General features: G+C 67.0%; 15 protein-coding genes. 9 read left to right on the top strand and 6 right to left on the bottom strand.

Annotated features, from left to right (window positions below; all coding sequences use genetic code 11):
* Nucleotides 1-138: 138 nt before the first annotated feature.
* A complete protein-coding gene (locus P8H27_RS04285; protein ID WP_289635410.1) occupies nt 139-1,377 on the top strand; it encodes a TIGR03862 family flavoprotein in 1,239 nt (412 codons plus the stop codon).
* Nucleotides 1,378-1,503: 126 nt separating this feature from the next.
* On the opposite strand, the gene P8H27_RS04280 is transcribed toward P8H27_RS04285, so the two are convergent.
* Nucleotides 1,504-2,841, bottom strand: coding sequence for a DEAD/DEAH box helicase (locus tag P8H27_RS04280; protein ID WP_289635409.1), 1,338 nt, complete (start codon nt 2,839-2,841; stop codon nt 1,504-1,506).
* A 170-nt stretch (nt 2,842-3,011) separates the two neighbouring features.
* Here P8H27_RS04280 and P8H27_RS04275 point away from each other — a divergent pair, with 170 nt between their 5' ends.
* From P8H27_RS04275 to P8H27_RS04265, 3 genes are read left to right on the top strand one after another with little or no spacing between them, the layout of a single operon-like run.
* Entirely contained in the window at nt 3,012-3,614 is a 603-nt protein-coding gene (locus P8H27_RS04275) for a LemA family protein (RefSeq protein WP_289635408.1), read from the top strand.
* On the top strand, nt 3,614-4,342 hold the full coding sequence (locus P8H27_RS04270; protein ID WP_289635407.1) for a YgcG family protein: 729 nt from the start codon (nt 3,614-3,616) through the stop codon (nt 4,340-4,342). The genes P8H27_RS04275 and P8H27_RS04270 overlap by 1 nt, the downstream gene beginning before the upstream one ends.
* 40 nt (nt 4,343-4,382) lie before the next feature.
* Entirely contained in the window at nt 4,383-5,000 is a 618-nt protein-coding gene (locus tag P8H27_RS04265; protein WP_289635406.1) for a TPM domain-containing protein, read from the top strand.
* Between the two features lie 195 nt (nt 5,001-5,195).
* Here the strand turns inward: P8H27_RS04265 and P8H27_RS04260 are convergent, their stop codons facing one another.
* Both P8H27_RS04260 and P8H27_RS04255 read right to left on the bottom strand, forming a co-directional pair.
* Complete coding sequence (locus tag P8H27_RS04260) at nt 5,196-5,813, bottom strand: PolC-type DNA polymerase III (RefSeq protein ID WP_289635405.1); 618 nt, start codon at nt 5,811-5,813, stop codon at nt 5,196-5,198.
* A gap of 21 nt (nt 5,814-5,834) precedes the next feature.
* The gene (locus P8H27_RS04255; RefSeq protein ID WP_289635404.1) at nt 5,835-6,314 is read right to left on the bottom strand and encodes an NYN domain-containing protein; all 480 of its coding nucleotides are present in this window, start codon (nt 6,312-6,314) and stop codon (nt 5,835-5,837) included.
* Between the two features lie 152 nt (nt 6,315-6,466).
* Here P8H27_RS04255 and P8H27_RS04250 point away from each other — a divergent pair, with 152 nt between their 5' ends.
* Nucleotides 6,467-7,129: a YciC family protein gene (locus P8H27_RS04250; protein WP_289635403.1), complete on the top strand. Its 663-nt coding sequence runs from the start codon at nt 6,467-6,469 to the stop codon at nt 7,127-7,129.
* Between the two features lie 49 nt (nt 7,130-7,178).
* Nucleotides 7,179-7,613 carry a VOC family protein gene (locus P8H27_RS04245; protein ID WP_289635402.1) on the top strand — a complete coding sequence of 145 codons (435 nt, stop codon included), beginning with the start codon at nt 7,179-7,181 and terminating at the stop codon, nt 7,611-7,613.
* On the opposite strand, the gene P8H27_RS04240 is transcribed toward P8H27_RS04245, so the two are convergent.
* Both P8H27_RS04240 and P8H27_RS04235 read right to left on the bottom strand, forming a co-directional pair.
* Nucleotides 7,614-8,459, bottom strand: a complete 846-nt coding sequence (locus tag P8H27_RS04240; RefSeq protein ID WP_289635401.1) for an SDR family oxidoreductase — start codon at nt 8,457-8,459, stop codon at nt 7,614-7,616. It abuts the gene before it with no gap.
* Nucleotides 8,460-8,491: 32 nt separating this feature from the next.
* On the bottom strand, nt 8,492-8,731 hold the full coding sequence (locus P8H27_RS04235) for a CDGSH iron-sulfur domain-containing protein (protein WP_289635400.1): 240 nt from the start codon (nt 8,729-8,731) through the stop codon (nt 8,492-8,494).
* A gap of 318 nt (nt 8,732-9,049) precedes the next feature.
* On the opposite strand from P8H27_RS04235, the gene P8H27_RS04230 reads away from it, so the two are divergent.
* Nucleotides 9,050-9,796, top strand: coding sequence for an ABC transporter substrate-binding protein (locus P8H27_RS04230; RefSeq protein ID WP_289635399.1), 747 nt, complete (start codon nt 9,050-9,052; stop codon nt 9,794-9,796).
* Nucleotides 9,797-9,958: 162 nt separating this feature from the next.
* Here the strand turns inward: P8H27_RS04230 and hrpB are convergent, their stop codons facing one another.
* The gene (hrpB, locus tag P8H27_RS04225) at nt 9,959-12,508 is read right to left on the bottom strand and encodes an ATP-dependent helicase HrpB (protein WP_289635398.1); all 2,550 of its coding nucleotides are present in this window, start codon (nt 12,506-12,508) and stop codon (nt 9,959-9,961) included.
* Nucleotides 12,509-12,641: 133 nt separating this feature from the next.
* On the opposite strand from hrpB, the gene P8H27_RS04220 reads away from it, so the two are divergent.
* Nucleotides 12,642-13,061 (top strand): polyribonucleotide nucleotidyltransferase, encoded by a 420-nt coding sequence (locus P8H27_RS04220; protein WP_289635397.1) that lies wholly within the window; start codon nt 12,642-12,644, stop codon nt 13,059-13,061.
* A gap of 100 nt (nt 13,062-13,161) precedes the next feature.
* Nucleotides 13,162-14,019 (top strand): cation diffusion facilitator family transporter, encoded by an 858-nt coding sequence (locus P8H27_RS04215; RefSeq protein WP_289635598.1) that lies wholly within the window; start codon nt 13,162-13,164, stop codon nt 14,017-14,019.
* The last annotated feature ends 270 nt before the right edge of the window (nt 14,020-14,289 follow it).

Raw genomic sequence — 14,289 nt, 5'->3', positions numbered from 1 at the left:
GCTCAACGCCAGCCTACGGCGTTCGGTTGCTGCACCGAAACCGTCAAACCTCCACGCGACTATCCACCGGCCTGCGGCATGCCGCGCAGACCGGCCTCGGGTAGAATGCGCCCTCTCCCGCCACGATTAGCCCATGCCATGACCGACTCGGCCCAGCACACCGCCCCTCGCGTCGCTATCATCGGCGGCGGCCCGTCCGGGCTGATGGCGGCCGAGGTGCTGGCGCTGGCCGGCGTCAGGGTCGAGCTGTATGACGCCATGCCTTCGGTCGGGCGCAAGTTCCTCCTGGCCGGGGTGGGCGGGATGAACATCACCCACTCCGAGGCCAAGGAGGCGTTTATCTCGCGCTACGGCGAGCGCCGCGAGGAGCTCGCCCGGCTGCTCGCCGAATTCGATGCCGACGCCTTGCGCGCCTGGATTCACGGCCTGGGCATCGCCACCTTCGTCGGCACCTCGGGGCGGGTCTTCCCTACCGACATGAAGGCCGCGCCGCTGCTGCGCGCCTGGCTCAAGCGCCTGCGCGAACTGGGCGTCACTATTCACACCCGCCAGCGCTGGCTGGGCTGGACGGCCGGCGGCGCCCTGCGCCTCGCCACTGCCACCGGCGAAACCGCCGTGCACGCCGATGCCACCCTGCTGGCCCTGGGCGGCGCCAGCTGGCCGCGGCTCGGTTCCGACGGCGCCTGGGTGCCGCTGCTGCAGGCGCACGGGGTCGCGATCGCGCCGCTGCAGGCGAGTAACTGCGGTTTCGAGGTGGCCGGCTGGAGCCCGTTGCTGCAGGGCAAGTTCGCCGGCGCGCCGCTGAAGAACGTCAGCCTGCGCCTGGATGACGAAGCGCCACGCCAGGGCGAGTTCGTCCTCACCGCGGGCGGCGTCGAAGGCAGCCTGATCTATGCCCTGTCGGCGCCGATCCGCGAGCGGATCAACCTCCAGGGTAGCGCCACCCTCCATCTCGACCTGCTGCCGCAGCGCCCGTTGGCCAAGCTGCAAGCCGCGCTGGCCAAGCCGCGCGGCTCGCACTCGCTGGCCAAGCACCTGCACCGCCAGGTCGGCATCGACGGAGTCAAGGCCGCGCTGCTGCGCGAACTGGCAACCGCCGACTGTTTCGCCGACCCGGCGCGCCTGGCCGCCGCGCTCAAGGCGCTGCCGCTGACCCTGGTCAGGCCGCGGCCGCTGGACGAGGCCATCAGCACGGCCGGCGGCGTGCCCTTCGAGGCGCTGGATCGGCGGCTGATGCTCAAGCAACTGGCCGGGGTGTTCTGCGCCGGCGAGATGCTCGACTGGGAGGCGCCGACCGGCGGCTACCTGCTCACCGCCTGCTTCGCCAGCGGCCGGACGGCGGGGCTGGGCATGCTGGAGTGGTTGCAAATCGAATGACGCCCTACGGGCGGCGATCCGTTCGGAGCGCAGCGACAGCCCGCCGGCTTTGCGCCGCGCCAGTGAACCACCGGTGCACTGCCTGCGGCGAGTGACACCCTACGGATCGCACGTTCCTCGTCGGCCCTACGCTTTTCTGCCGCCCTTGGCCGGTTTGCCGCCGAAGCTCGGCACCTTGCGCACGGCCTTGACCGCAGGCGCGGCGGCTTCGTCGCTTTCCAGCCAGCGGCCGAGGCTGGCGGATTTGCCGGCGCCGACCACTTTGGGCTTCTTGGCTTTCTTCGGTTTCTTCACCACCTGGCCGCCGGCCAGGGTCAGCGGCACCCTGTGGTCGGGGATGAAGTCCGCCTCGTCGACGCGTTGCAGGACCTGCTGGATCAGAGTCTCGATGGCCGACAGGTGCTGCACCTCGTCGGCACACACCAGCGACACCGCCTGGCCGGTGGCGCCAGCGCGACCGGTACGGCCGATACGGTGCACGTAGTCTTCGGCGACGATCGGCAGGTCGAAGTTGACCACCAGCGGCAGGTCGTCGATGTCCAGGCCGCGAGCCGCCACGTCGGTGGCCACCAGCACCTTGATCTCGCCATCCTTGAAGCGTTGCAGGGCGCGCTGGCGGGTCGCCTGGGGCTTGTCGCCGTGGATCGCGTCGGCGCTGATGCCGTGGCGCTGCAACTCGCCTTCCAGCTCGTCGACGCCCTTGCGGGTCTTGACGAACACCAGCGCCTGGCTCCAGCGCTTGCTCTGGTACAGGTGCAGGAACAGTTCGCTCTTGCGCTTCTTGTCCACCGGGATCAGCCACTGCTTGACCGACTTGGCCGCGGCGTTGCGCGGGCTGACCGAGATGCTCAGCGGCTCGTGCAGCATCTCGCCGGCCATGCCGCGGATGGCTTCGGAGAAGGTCGCGGAGAACAGCAGGGTCTGGCGTTTCTTCGGCAGCGCGGCGAATACGTCCTGCAGCTCGCGGGCGAAGCCCAGGTCGAGCATGCGGTCGGCCTCGTCGAGCACCAGCACCTGCAGCTGGTTGAACTTGACCGCGTTCTGCCGATACAGGTCGAGCAGCCGGCCGGGGGTGGCGACCAGCACGTCGAGGCCCTTGCGCAGCTTCATCATCTGCGGGTTGATGCTGACCCCGCCGTACACCGCGTAGCTGCGCAGCGGCAGGTCTTGCCCGTAGGTCAGAAAGCTCTGCTGCACCTGCTCGGCCAGCTCGCGGGTCGGCACCAGCACCAGGGCGCGCACCGAGTTGCTGGCCACCACCGGCCCTTCCATCATCAAGCGCTGCAACAGCGGCAGGGCGAAACCGGCGGTCTTGCCGGTGCCGGTCTGCGCCGCGGCCATCAGGTCGAGGCCTTTCAGGATCGCCGGGATGGCCTGGGCCTGCACCGGGGTGGGGGTGGCATAGCCGAGGCCGTCGAGGGTACGCAGCAGAGGGTCGATCAGGCCGAGGGAAGCGAAGGTCATAGAGGGCAACCAGAACAGGGAGACTAATAGGCGAATGCGCGCAGTTTACCCTGCCCGGAACCGGCCATCGCGTTTCTGTTGCGCGGGGACGCGATTGGCTTATGGGCCGGGGGACAGGTAGGGTGAGCGTCTATCATTCATGACTGAACGGAAATCAACGGATCATGCAAATGACATCGCGATACGGATTCGGCGCGCGCGTGGCGGCCTTGTTGGTCATGGCGGCGCTGCTCAGCGGCTGCGGCATCAACAACATCCCCAGCTACGACGAACAAGTCAAAGCCGCCTGGTCCCAGGTGGAGAACCAGTACCAGCGGCGTGCCGACCTGATTCCCAATCTGGTGGAAACCGTCAAAGGCTTCGCCCGGCAGGAGCAGGACACTCTGGTGGCGGTGGTCGAGGCGCGAGCCAAGGCCACCTCCATCCAGGTGGACGCCAGCACCCTGGATCAACCGGAAAAAATGCGCCAGTTCCAGCAGGCCCAGGAGCAACTCAGCGGCGCCTTGAGCCGTTTGATGGCGGTCTCCGAGCGTTACCCGGAGCTGAAGTCCAACCAGAATTTTCTGGCGTTGCAATCCCAGCTGGAAGGCACGGAAAACCGCATCGCGGTGGCCCGGCGCGATTTCATCGCCGCGGTCGAGCGCTACAACACCGAGATCCGCACCTTTCCCGGGCGCATCTGGCATAGCCTGATGTACAGCGACATGCCGCTGCGCGAGAACTTCGAAGCGACTGCGCCCGCGGCGGAAAAAGCGCCCGAAGTGAAATTCTGATGGCCGTCACGCTACGCCTGCCGCTGTTCCTGCTGCTGTGCGCCTGGGCCTGGCTGGCCCAGGCGCAAGAACCCGAATTTCCGCCACTCAGCGGGCGGGTGGTCGATCAGGCCGAACTGCTCGATGCGCCAACCGAAGCGCGCCTGAGCCAACTGCTGGCGGCGCATGAACAAGCCAGCGGCGAGCAACTGGTGGTGGTCACCCTGGCGAACCTGCAAGGGCTGGCCATCGAGGACTTCGGCTACCGGCTCGGCCGGCACTGGGGCATCGGCCAGAAAGGCGAGGACAACGGCGCCTTGCTGCTGGTCGCCCGCGACGAACGCAAACTGCGCATCGAGGTCGGTTATGGCCTCGAGGGTCGCCTGACCGATGCGCAATCCTCCGTAATCATCAATCAGGTGATCACGCCCGCCTTCAAGCGCGGCGATTACGCCAAGGGCATCGGCGATGGCGTGGCGGCCATCCTCCAGGTGCTCGGCGGCGAGCCCATGGCGGCCAGCACCGCGCCGCAGGAGGAACAGCCCAAGGCGCTGCCCTTCTTCGTCTTGCTGCTGATCGTCATGGGCCTGATCGGCGGTGGCCGTGGCGGCCGGCGCGGCCTGCTGCTCGGCGGGCTACTGGCTGCCGGGATGGGCCGTGGCGGTTCGCGCGGCGGTTTTGGCGGCGGTGGCGGGTTTGGCGGTGGTGGCGGCGGTTTCGGTGGCGGTGGCGCTTCCGGCGGCTGGTAATTCAATTCAACGAATAGAATTCAACGAGTAGACAGACCCCATGGCTTTATTGAGTGCAAGCGAACAACGGCAGGTCGCCCAGGCGATCAGCGCGGTCGAGCGCGAGACCGATGCCGAGCTGGTCACGGTGCTGGCGGCCCAGGCGGACGATTACACCTATATTCCGTTGCTCTGGGCCAGCCTGGTGGCGCTGCTGGTGCCTGGCGCGGCGAATTACTTTGGCGCCTGGCTGAGCGCCCAGGAATTGCTCCTGGTGCAGTGGCTGAGTTTTGCCGGCTTGAGCCTGCTGCTGCGCATCCCGTCGCTCACCACTCGGCTGATCCCGCGCGCCGTGCGCCACTGGCGCGCCTCCAACCTGGCGCGCCGGCAGTTTCTCGAACACAACCTGCACCACACCAGCGGGGCGACCGGCATGCTGATCTTCGTCTCGGCGGCCGAGCACTATGTGGAGATTCTGGTCGACCGCGGCATTTCCAGCCGCCTGCCCGACACCACCTGGCAGGCCATAGTCGCGGACTTCACCCAGCGGGTGAAACAGGGCCAGACCCTGGAAGGTTTTCTCGGTTGCATTCAGGCCTGCGGCGAACAGCTCAAGCAGCAGGTGCCGGCCACCCACGAACGCAACGAGCTGCCCAACCGCCTGGTGATCCTGCCCTGAGGGGGTGATCGCACCCGCCTGGAAGTCGTGGCCCAATGCAATCCGGGGAGCCGGCTTGATGGCCCCTACCGATGTCCCGGATTGCATCCGGGCTACGGGACGGCAAAGAGCATCGCGGCCATGACTCGCGCCTACGAGCTCTGCGGCCTGCGAGGCTTGCGCCTCGATATAGGATCGACAGAACTTTCCAATCGGCTAAAACCCGCGCAGCCGTTGCAGCGCCTGGGCCATCTTGGCCGCCGGAACCTTCTGCAAGCTGCACAACAACTCGTGGGAAACCTTGGCAAGGCCATGCCGTTCGCGCAGCAGCGCGGCCATGAAACAGGTCAGGTTGGCCGCCATTTCCGCATCGGCCAGGGCACGGTGCGCTTTACCCGTATCCGGCAGCTGTGCCCAGCGGTTCAGAGTGCCGAGCTTGTGGTTCGGCGCCTGCGGCAACAGGCGTCGCGCCAGCAGCAACGAGCAGGCGAACGGCTGCACCCGCTGGCGGCGGATCAGGGCCAGCTCGGCATCCCAGAACTTCTGGTCGAAGGCGGCGTTATGCGCCAGCAAGGGAATGTCGCCGACAAAATCCGCCACCTCGTTCATCACCTGCGCCGCCGGCGGGGCGCTGCGCAACATGGCGTTGCTGATCCCGGTGAGCTGCTCGATGAAAGGCGGCACCCAGGCGCCGCTGTTCATCAGGCTCTGGTAGCGCGCCACTATCTGCCCGCCTTCGACGATGACCACGCCGATCTCGGTGGCGCGCGCCTGCTGCGCCGGCGACATGCCAGTGGTTTCAAAATCGAGGACGGCTATCGGAGCTTCGAGCATTTATCAGGTTCTCAACGACTATCAATTTCGTAACAACAAGGCGCCTTCAATCGGCACATAACGGCTGGCCGCACGCACCAGCGATTGTGCCGTCAGCCCCGGCACGCCGTAGGCCACGGCCTCGACCCCGTAACTGCTGCGGATTTTCTCCAGCAGCAGATCGAAATCGCCATCGCCGGACGCCAGCACCACCTCGTCGACCTGCGGCGCGGTGTCCATGATGTCGATGGCGATGCCCACGTCCCAGTCGCCCTTGGCCGAGCCGTCGCTGCGCTGGATATAGGGTTTGAGCTTCACGCTAAAGCCGAGGTTGCGCAGGATCTGCTGGAACTGCTGCTGCTTGGCGTCGCCACGGTCGATGGCATAGGCATAGGCCTCGACGATCTGCCCGTGCTGGCTGATGTCGGCCCACAGCGCGGCGTAGTCGAAGTGGCAGCCATAGGCCTGGCGCACGGTGTAATAGAGGTTCTGTACATCGGCGAATACGGCGATTCTCTTCACCGGTAATCCTCTTGGGGGTAACAAACGCCGCCCAGTATGCCAGATACGCCGGGCACGCTTGCCCGCCTGCACAACCCATTCGCTGCGAATTTGGAGCGACTGCCGCGATCGGCTAGAGTGGCGGCCTGCTCACTCGACCGCGACCCCTGCCCATGAATGCGTTCCACGTCCTGCGCGATGCCTGGTATTTCTTCAGCCACAACCTGTCGGCGATCGCCCGCCTGTGTTTGCCGCTGGTGGTACTCGAAGCCTTGGTGCAACAACTGGTGACGGCCCAACTCGAAACCCAATCGGCGGCGGCTTACGGCATTCTGCTGGGCCTGCTGTTCTACCCGCTGTATACCGCGGCGCTGATCCTGTTTCTCGATGCGCGCAGCCGGGGCGAGGCGCCGGCCAGCCGCGACCTGCTCGCCGCCAGCCTGCGCCTGTGGCCGAGCTTTGCCCTGCTGGCGGGCCTGAGCACTCTGGCGATCATGCTCGGCGCCTCGCTGTTCGTCCTGCCGGGCCTGTGGATCATGATCAAGCTGGCATTCGCCGAATACCTGCTGGTGCTGCGCGGGCTGAGCCCGATGAAAGCGCTGCATGAGAGTTTCGAGCTGACCAGCGGTTATTTCTGGCAGGTTTTGACCTGCGTGTTGTGCGTCATGCTGCCGTTGTGGCTGCTCTCCTGGGCCAGCCAGCCGGCCGAGGGCGCGCAGGCCGATGTGCTGCTCAACCTGCTGCTCGACAGCGCCAACGGCTTTCTGCAACTGTTCGCCACCGTGGTGCTGTTTCGTCTGTTCATGCTGCGCGCTACGCTGCCGACAGAGGAATAAATCCGGACTAGGCTGTTAGGGTCTGTTGATGTCCAAGGAGGAGCAGCCAATGACCGACACCAACCCCAGCGGCCTGTCGCACGTATCGCTCGGCACCAACCAGTTCGACCAGGCCGTGGCCTTTTACGACCAGGTGCTGCCGACCCTTGGGTGCAAACGCATTCTGGCCCACCCCGGGGCGGTGGCCTATGGCCGTGAATACCCGGAGTTCTGGGTGCAGACGCCCATCGACGGCCAGCCGGCGAGCGTCGGCAATGGCACTCACTTCGGCTTCGCCGCCCAGGACAAGGCCGCCGTGCATGCCTTCTACGCAGCAGCCCTGGAAGCCGGCGCGATTGGCGAAGGCGAACCCGGCCCGCGCGGCGCATACGGCGAACCCTATTACGGCTGCTTTGTCCGCGACCTCGACGGACACAAGATCGAAGCGACGTACTGGGATCTGGAGCAGGTCTACGAGCTGTATATCGAGCCGCACGAACGCTGATCAGACAGGCCCGCCGCGTTGTGGCTTCATGCCGGACAGGCGCGGCAACAACACCCGCTCGAACAAGCGCGGGAAGAAGCGCGCCAGCAGCCGCGCCCGCCAGTCGACATTGGACAGGATCAACAAACGCTTGCGCTTGAGCGCCGCCAGGTAGATCGCCTCGGCGACATCCTGCGGCGAGGCGACCTTGCCCATCGCCAGCGGCGGCTGCGCAGCCACCGAGCCGTCGCCGACCAGGGCATTCTTGCGCAGATCGGTGGCGGTGAAGCCCGGGCACACCAGCATCACGCCGACCCCGCTGTCTTTCAGCTCGTAACGCAGGGTTTCGAACAGACCATGCAGGGCATGCTTGCTGGCGTTGTAGGCGCTGCGGTAAAGCAGCGGGGAGAACCCGGACAACGAACTGAGCACGATGATCTGCCCGCCGCGGGCGATCAGGCTGGGTAACGCCGCCTTGGTGCAATGCAGGGCACCGAAGTAATTGACCGCCATAACCCGCTGGAATACCGCCAGTTCGGTTTCGGCAAAGCTGCTGCGGTGGGTGATGCCGGCGTTGTTGACCAGCACGTCGATGCCGCCGAAACGTTCGACGGCCAGGGCGATGGCCCGCTGCACCGCCTCGGCATCGGCGACGTCGCAGACCAGCCCCAACGCCTCGGCGTTGTGATGGTCGGCCAGGTGTTGCACCAGGCTGTCCAGCGCCTGCTGCTGCAGATCCAGGATCACCAGGCGGGCGCCGGCCTGGGCCAAGCGCACCGCCAGGGCGCGGCCGATGCCGGCGCAGCCGCCGCTGATCAACACCACCTTGCGATCGAATACTTTACTGGCGAAGACCTTGCGATACATGGTTTGCCCCCCGGCTTTACTGGCTGCTGGTACTACAGCTGTTTATGGCTGCCGTCGCAACAGGGCGGCGTCCGGGTATGTTTGCAACCGCAAAAATACAGGGTGCCGCTCCGTTCGGCATGGTATTTCAACGGCGTGAAACCCATGCCTTTATGGCTGCCGTCGCAAAACGGCTGGTTCGCGCTACGCCCGCAACGGCACCAGAGATAGTCTTTTCCGGCCTGCACTTCAACCGCAAAGGGGCTCCGTTGGGCAATCAGCGGCTCGCTCATGTTAGCTCCTCGACTCACGGGGTGGATCGGCACCGACAAACTCGGCGACCCAACGCATCAGCCGACTGTTGCGCTGCAGCCTCCTCGGTTATTTCAGCATAGCCCAACCGCCTCCTGACCCTGCCGCGCGCCCTACGTGCCCCCGTGCGGCCTGCCGCAGTGCCTCGGCACTCCGGCAGCCTGGGCAGTGGCGATCGGTTAGCGCCGGCCTACTCGCCTGAGCGCAGATGCCACTGGACAAACCCGGCCATTCGCCGACATGCTCAACCATGTAATGGTTTTATAACAATAAGACGGCCAAGCGCCGCGGTCAGGTCAATGCCCAGAATCTTCTGCCTAGTTCTTCTCGCGGCCCTCTGGGCTGGCGCGAGCCCCGCTCACAGCGCCAGCGACGGGGCACGGCCGCCGGTTCAGGTCGGCTTTTATGAGTTCCCGCCCTATTCCTACACCGACAGCCAGGGCCGCCCGCAAGGGGCGATCCTGCACCTGACCAAGCGGCTGCTGAAGCACGCCGGTTACCAGGCCGTGCTGCGCACCTACCCGGGCGCGCGGCTGTATAACGGCCTGCGCGATGGCAGCGTACAGCTCTGGCCCGGTGCGCCCGGCAAACCTGAGCTGAGCGAGCACACCCTGGAAACCCGCACGCAGCTGGGGGAAATCGCCCTCAACCTGTATTTCCGCCGCGATACCCTGCTGCCGAGAATTCCCGAAGATCTGCAAGGACGCGGCATCATCATGATCAGCGGCTACAGCTATTGGCCGCAGACCAATGCCCTGCTCAACGACCCGGCCCTGGCGATCCGGCAGCAGCGTACCGGCACTCACAGCGCCGCCCTGGAAATGCTCCAGCACCGCCGCGGCGACTTTCTGCTGGATTACCAGGCTCCGGCGGAACAGGCCAGGCGCAGCCTGGGCATGGGCGAACTGCCCTATGTGCGGCTGCAGAGCATGCCCTTGAAGCTGATCGTCTCGCGTCACGCGCCCGCGGCCGAAGCCCTGCGCGATGCACTGGATCGCGCCTACCGGGAGCTCAGCGCGGCCGGCGAGGATCTGCGCCTACCCTGAGTGGAAGAACTCTCGCCTGCTGCACGAGGAGCACGGCCTGCTGCTTTTGTAGGCGCGGAGTTATCCGCGAAGCTGTTGTACTTCGAGCGGGCGGTGTCCGCTATCGCCGCGAGGTCGCGCCTCCTGCAACCAGGCACCGCGACAGCCTCCCCATTACCCGGGCTACTTGCGCGGCTTGGCCCGCGCGGTGGGTTCGGCGATCAGCGGGTCGTCCGGCCAATAATGCTTGGGGTAACGGCCCTTGAGATCCTTCTTGACCTCGCTGTAGGTGCTGCGCCAGAAGTTGCCCAGATCCTGGGTCACCTGCACCGGCCGCCGCGCCGGCGACAGCAGGTGCAGCTTGACCACTTGCCGGCCGCCGGCGATGCGCGGGGTCTCGGCCAGACCGAACAATTCCTGCAGGCGCACCGCCAGCACCGGCGGCTGCTCGCTGTAGTCCAGAGCGATGCGCGAGCCGGACGGCACCTGCAGGCTGCGCGGCGCCAACTCGTCGAGACGCTGCGGCAGCGGCCAGGGCAACAGCCCCTGGAGCATTCCGGCCAGCTCCAGATTGGCGAAGTGGCTGAGGCGCTTGATCTTGCCCAGGTAGGGTTGCAGCCAATCGTCCAGGCTGGCGAGCAGCGCCGCATCGCTGACATCCGGCCACTCGCTGGCCCCCTTGGCGGCCAGATCCAGCGCACGCAGCAAGGCCACCCGCGCCTGCCACTGGCGCAACTCGGGCGTCCAGGGCAGCAGCGCCAAGCCCTTGCGCCGCACCAAATCGAGCAAGGCACGGCTGCGCGCCGTCTCGTCCAGGCCGGTCAAGGGTTCGCGCTCGAGCACCAGTTCGCCGACCTTGCGCTGGCGTTCGGCGCGCAGCACGCCTTCGCGTTCGTCCCAGTCCAGCTCCTCATGCACGCTGACCTGCTCGGCCAGCACCGTCTCGAACAACTGCGGATCGAGATCGGCGGCCAGGTAGATGCGCTCCTCGCGCTGGCCCTGGCGGCTGCCGAGATCGGCCAGCACCAGCCATTCATGCTTCATCAAGGCATCGGCCTCGGCGAACAGCGCCGCGCGGCCATTGGCCAGACGGTACTCGGCGCCCCCCGCTCGGCGCTGCCGGGCCACCCGATCCGGGTAGGCGAATGCCAACAAGGCGCCGAGCCAGCGCGGATGCTCGGGGTCGCTCAGCGGGGCCGTCGCGGCCGTGCGCTGGAGATAGCCGTGGAACTGCCGGGCCAATTGACGCGCCCGCTGCACGCCGCCCTGGCTGCCACGCGCGGCCTTGCTCGCGCCGCCGAGCAGGGCCAGGCGGCTGTGCAGGTCGGCCCCCGCACCGCGCAAGATATCGCGCTCGCCGAGCAAGGCGGCCAGATCGCAGGCCAGCGCGGCCAGGCCCAGCGCCTGGCCGCGCAGCAGCAAGTGGGCGATACGCGGGTGCGCCGGCAATTCGGCCATGGCCTGGCCGTGGGCCGTGAGCACCCCGCGCTCATTCAACGCGCCCAGGCGGGTCAGCAGCTCCAGGGCCTGGGCATAAGCCGCAGGCGGTGGCGGGTCGAGCCAGACCAGTTCCGCCGGCGTCACGCCCCAGCGCGCCAATTGCAGGGCCAGTCCGGCCAGGTCGGCCTGGAGGATTTCCGCCGCGCCGTAGGCCGCGAGTTGCTCGTGCTGGTGTTGCGACCACAGGCGGTAGCACACCCCCGGCTGCAGACGCCCGGCGCGGCCGGCACGCTGGGTGGCACTGGCGCGGGAAATGCGCTGGGTGTCCAGCCGGGTCATGCCGCTGCCCGGATCGAAACGCGGCGCCCGCGCCAGGCCGGCGTCCACCACCACCCGCACGCCGTCGATGGTCAGGCTGGTCTCGGCGATATTGGTCGCCAGCACCACCTTGCGTTTGCCGGCGGGCGCCGGCTCGATGGCGGCGCGCTGGGCGCTCAGATCCAGCTCGCCATGCAGCGGGCAGAGGAGGATCTCGTCACGCCCGGCCAGGGCCTCGGCCAACTGCTGGTTGACCCGACGGATCTCCGCCTGCCCGGGGAGAAATACCAGCAGGCTGCCCGGCTCGTCGGCCAGCGCCTGCAACACCGTCTGCACCACCCTGGGCTCGAGCCACTCGCCAGGTTGAGAAGGCGCGCCCCAGCGCAGTTCCACCGGGAACATGCGCCCCTCGCTGCGCAACACCGGCGCCTCGCCGAGCAACCCAGCCAGCTTCTCGCCTTCCAGGGTCGCCGACATCAACAGCAGCTTGAGCGCCGGCTCGCCCGAGTCCTCGCCACGCCCCGCGCCTTGACGAAATAGCGCGCGGCCATTCAGGCACAGGGCCAGGGCCAGGTCGGCATCCAGGCTGCGCTCGTGGAATTCGTCGAAGATCACCAGACCGACCCCTTCCAGCGCCGGGTCGTCCTGCAGGCGGCGGGCGAGGATGCCCTCGGTGACCACCTCGATGCGGGTGCGCGGGCCGACCTTGCTGTCCAGACGGATGCGATAGCCGACGGTCTCGCCGACCGCCTCGCCCAGCTCGCTGGCCAGGCGCTCGGCGGCGGCGCGCGCGGCCAGGCGGCGCGGTTCGAGCATGATGATGCGCTGCCCGGCCAGCCAGGGTTGATCCAGCAGCGCCAGCGGCACGCGGGTGGTCTTGCCGGCGCCGGGCGGAGCCTCCAGCACCGCCTCGTGGCGGCTCGCCAGGGCTTGGCGCAGCGCCGGTAACAGAACGTCGATAGGCAGGGAATTCATGGACTCTCCAATCTGGCCGGCGATTATAGCGGCGAACCGCCCGCCCGCTCTGCCAGTTAGTCACGTCAATGCGCTGCGGCTTTGCATCGGCCGGCTTGCTATAGTTGCGCCACTTTTTATCCGGAGGTATTCGATGCGCACCCAATATCGCGTTATCGGCGGTGCTCTCACCGTCACTCTGCTCGCCCAACTGGCCGCCTGCGGCACGCTGTTCTTCCCCGATCGGCGCGGCCAGATCGAAGGCCGGATCGACCCGGTGGTCGCCGCGCTGAATGCCATCGGCATCCTGTTCTATGTGGTCCCCGGGCTGATCGCCTTCGGCATCGACTTCGCCACCGGCGCCATCTACCTGCCGGGCGGCAACACCGCCCAAATCGACCCGCAGGAACTGCACAAGGTGGTGGATGCCGAGGGCAAGATCGACAACGCCCGGCTCAAAGCCCTGATCGAGCAACACACCGGTCACCGCCTGCCGCTCGACGACCCACGGCTGATCCGCAGCAGCGCCAGTGCCGAGCAACTGGCGGCCTATGGCCTGCGCCCGGGCGCCTGAGCGCCCGCTAGCCCCGCATCAACCCTGGCCTAGTTCTCTAGGCCAGGCCTGACACCGAGAGCAAGATTCTGTGACCATACTGCCGCAACATGCCCGCCTGATGCGCCAGGCCACCTTTGCGGCATTGGCCGTGGCCTTGACCCTGGCACTGGCCAAAGCCATCGCCTGGTGGTTGAGCGGTTCGGTCAGCCTGTTGGCCGGCCTCACCGACTCGCTGCTGGACGGCGCCGCCTCCCTGCTCAACCTGATCGCCGTGCACTACGCCCTGCGCCCGGCGGACGAAGACCATCGCTACGGCCACGGCAAGGCCGAGGCCCTGGCCGGGCTCGGCCAGGCGTTGTTTATCGCGATCAGTGCGCTCTTGGTGGGCGCCCATGGCGTGGAGCGCCTGCTCAACCCGCAACCGCTCGGCGCGGCGACCCTGGGCGTCGCGGTGATGCTCCTGTCGTTGGCGCTGACCGGCGCCTTGCTGTTGTTCCAGGGCCATGTGGTGCGCCAGACCGGCTCCACCGCGATCCGCGCGGACTCGCTGCACTACCGTTCGGACTTACTGCTCAACGCCAGCATCCTGCTCGCCTTGCTGCTGGCCAGTTTCGGCTGGCCGCAACTGGATGCGTTGTTCGGTATCGGCATCGCCTTCTTCATTCTCTGGAGCGCCCTGAGCATCGCCCGCGAGGCCGCGGCCGTATTGATGGACAAAGAGCTGGCACCGGAACTCAGTGCCCGCATGCATCAGCTGGCCTGCAGCGTACCCGGCGTGCTCGGCGCCCATGACCTGCGCACGCGCATGTCCGGCACCCGCTGGTTCGTGCAACTGCATGTGGAGTTGCCCGGCGAGCTGAGCCTGCTCCAGGCTCATGCCCTGTGCGATCAGGTGGAAGCAACCATTCGCAGCGAATTTCCCCGCGCCGAAGTGCTGGTGCATGCCGACCCGCTCAGCGTGGTTCGCCCCTCGTAGGCCGTCTCTGCACGACGCCACAAGGCACGCCGCACCAACAAAAATGGGAGACCGAACGGCCTCCCATTTTTGTCTGTCCCTGATTGGCGATGATGGCGCCGCTTTCGTCGCCTGCCTGGTTGGGCAGTGCGGACCCGGGTGCCGTGGCGGCCTGGTAAGGCCGGCGGCGCCGGTTCGCCTGGTTGGGCGAGCCGGGTGGACGTGTCGTCCGGGCCGTGAAACTGAGGTAAAGATTACAGATAGCGGCGCAGCGAAAGATTGCGAATGTTG

The sequence above is a fragment of the Pseudomonas sp. sp1636 genome (assembly GCF_030376615.1).
Taxonomy (GTDB): Bacteria; Pseudomonadota; Gammaproteobacteria; order Pseudomonadales; family Pseudomonadaceae; genus Aquipseudomonas.
Note: the sequence above shows the minus strand (reverse complement) of the source record. Positions and strands in the feature narration are given on the sequence as shown.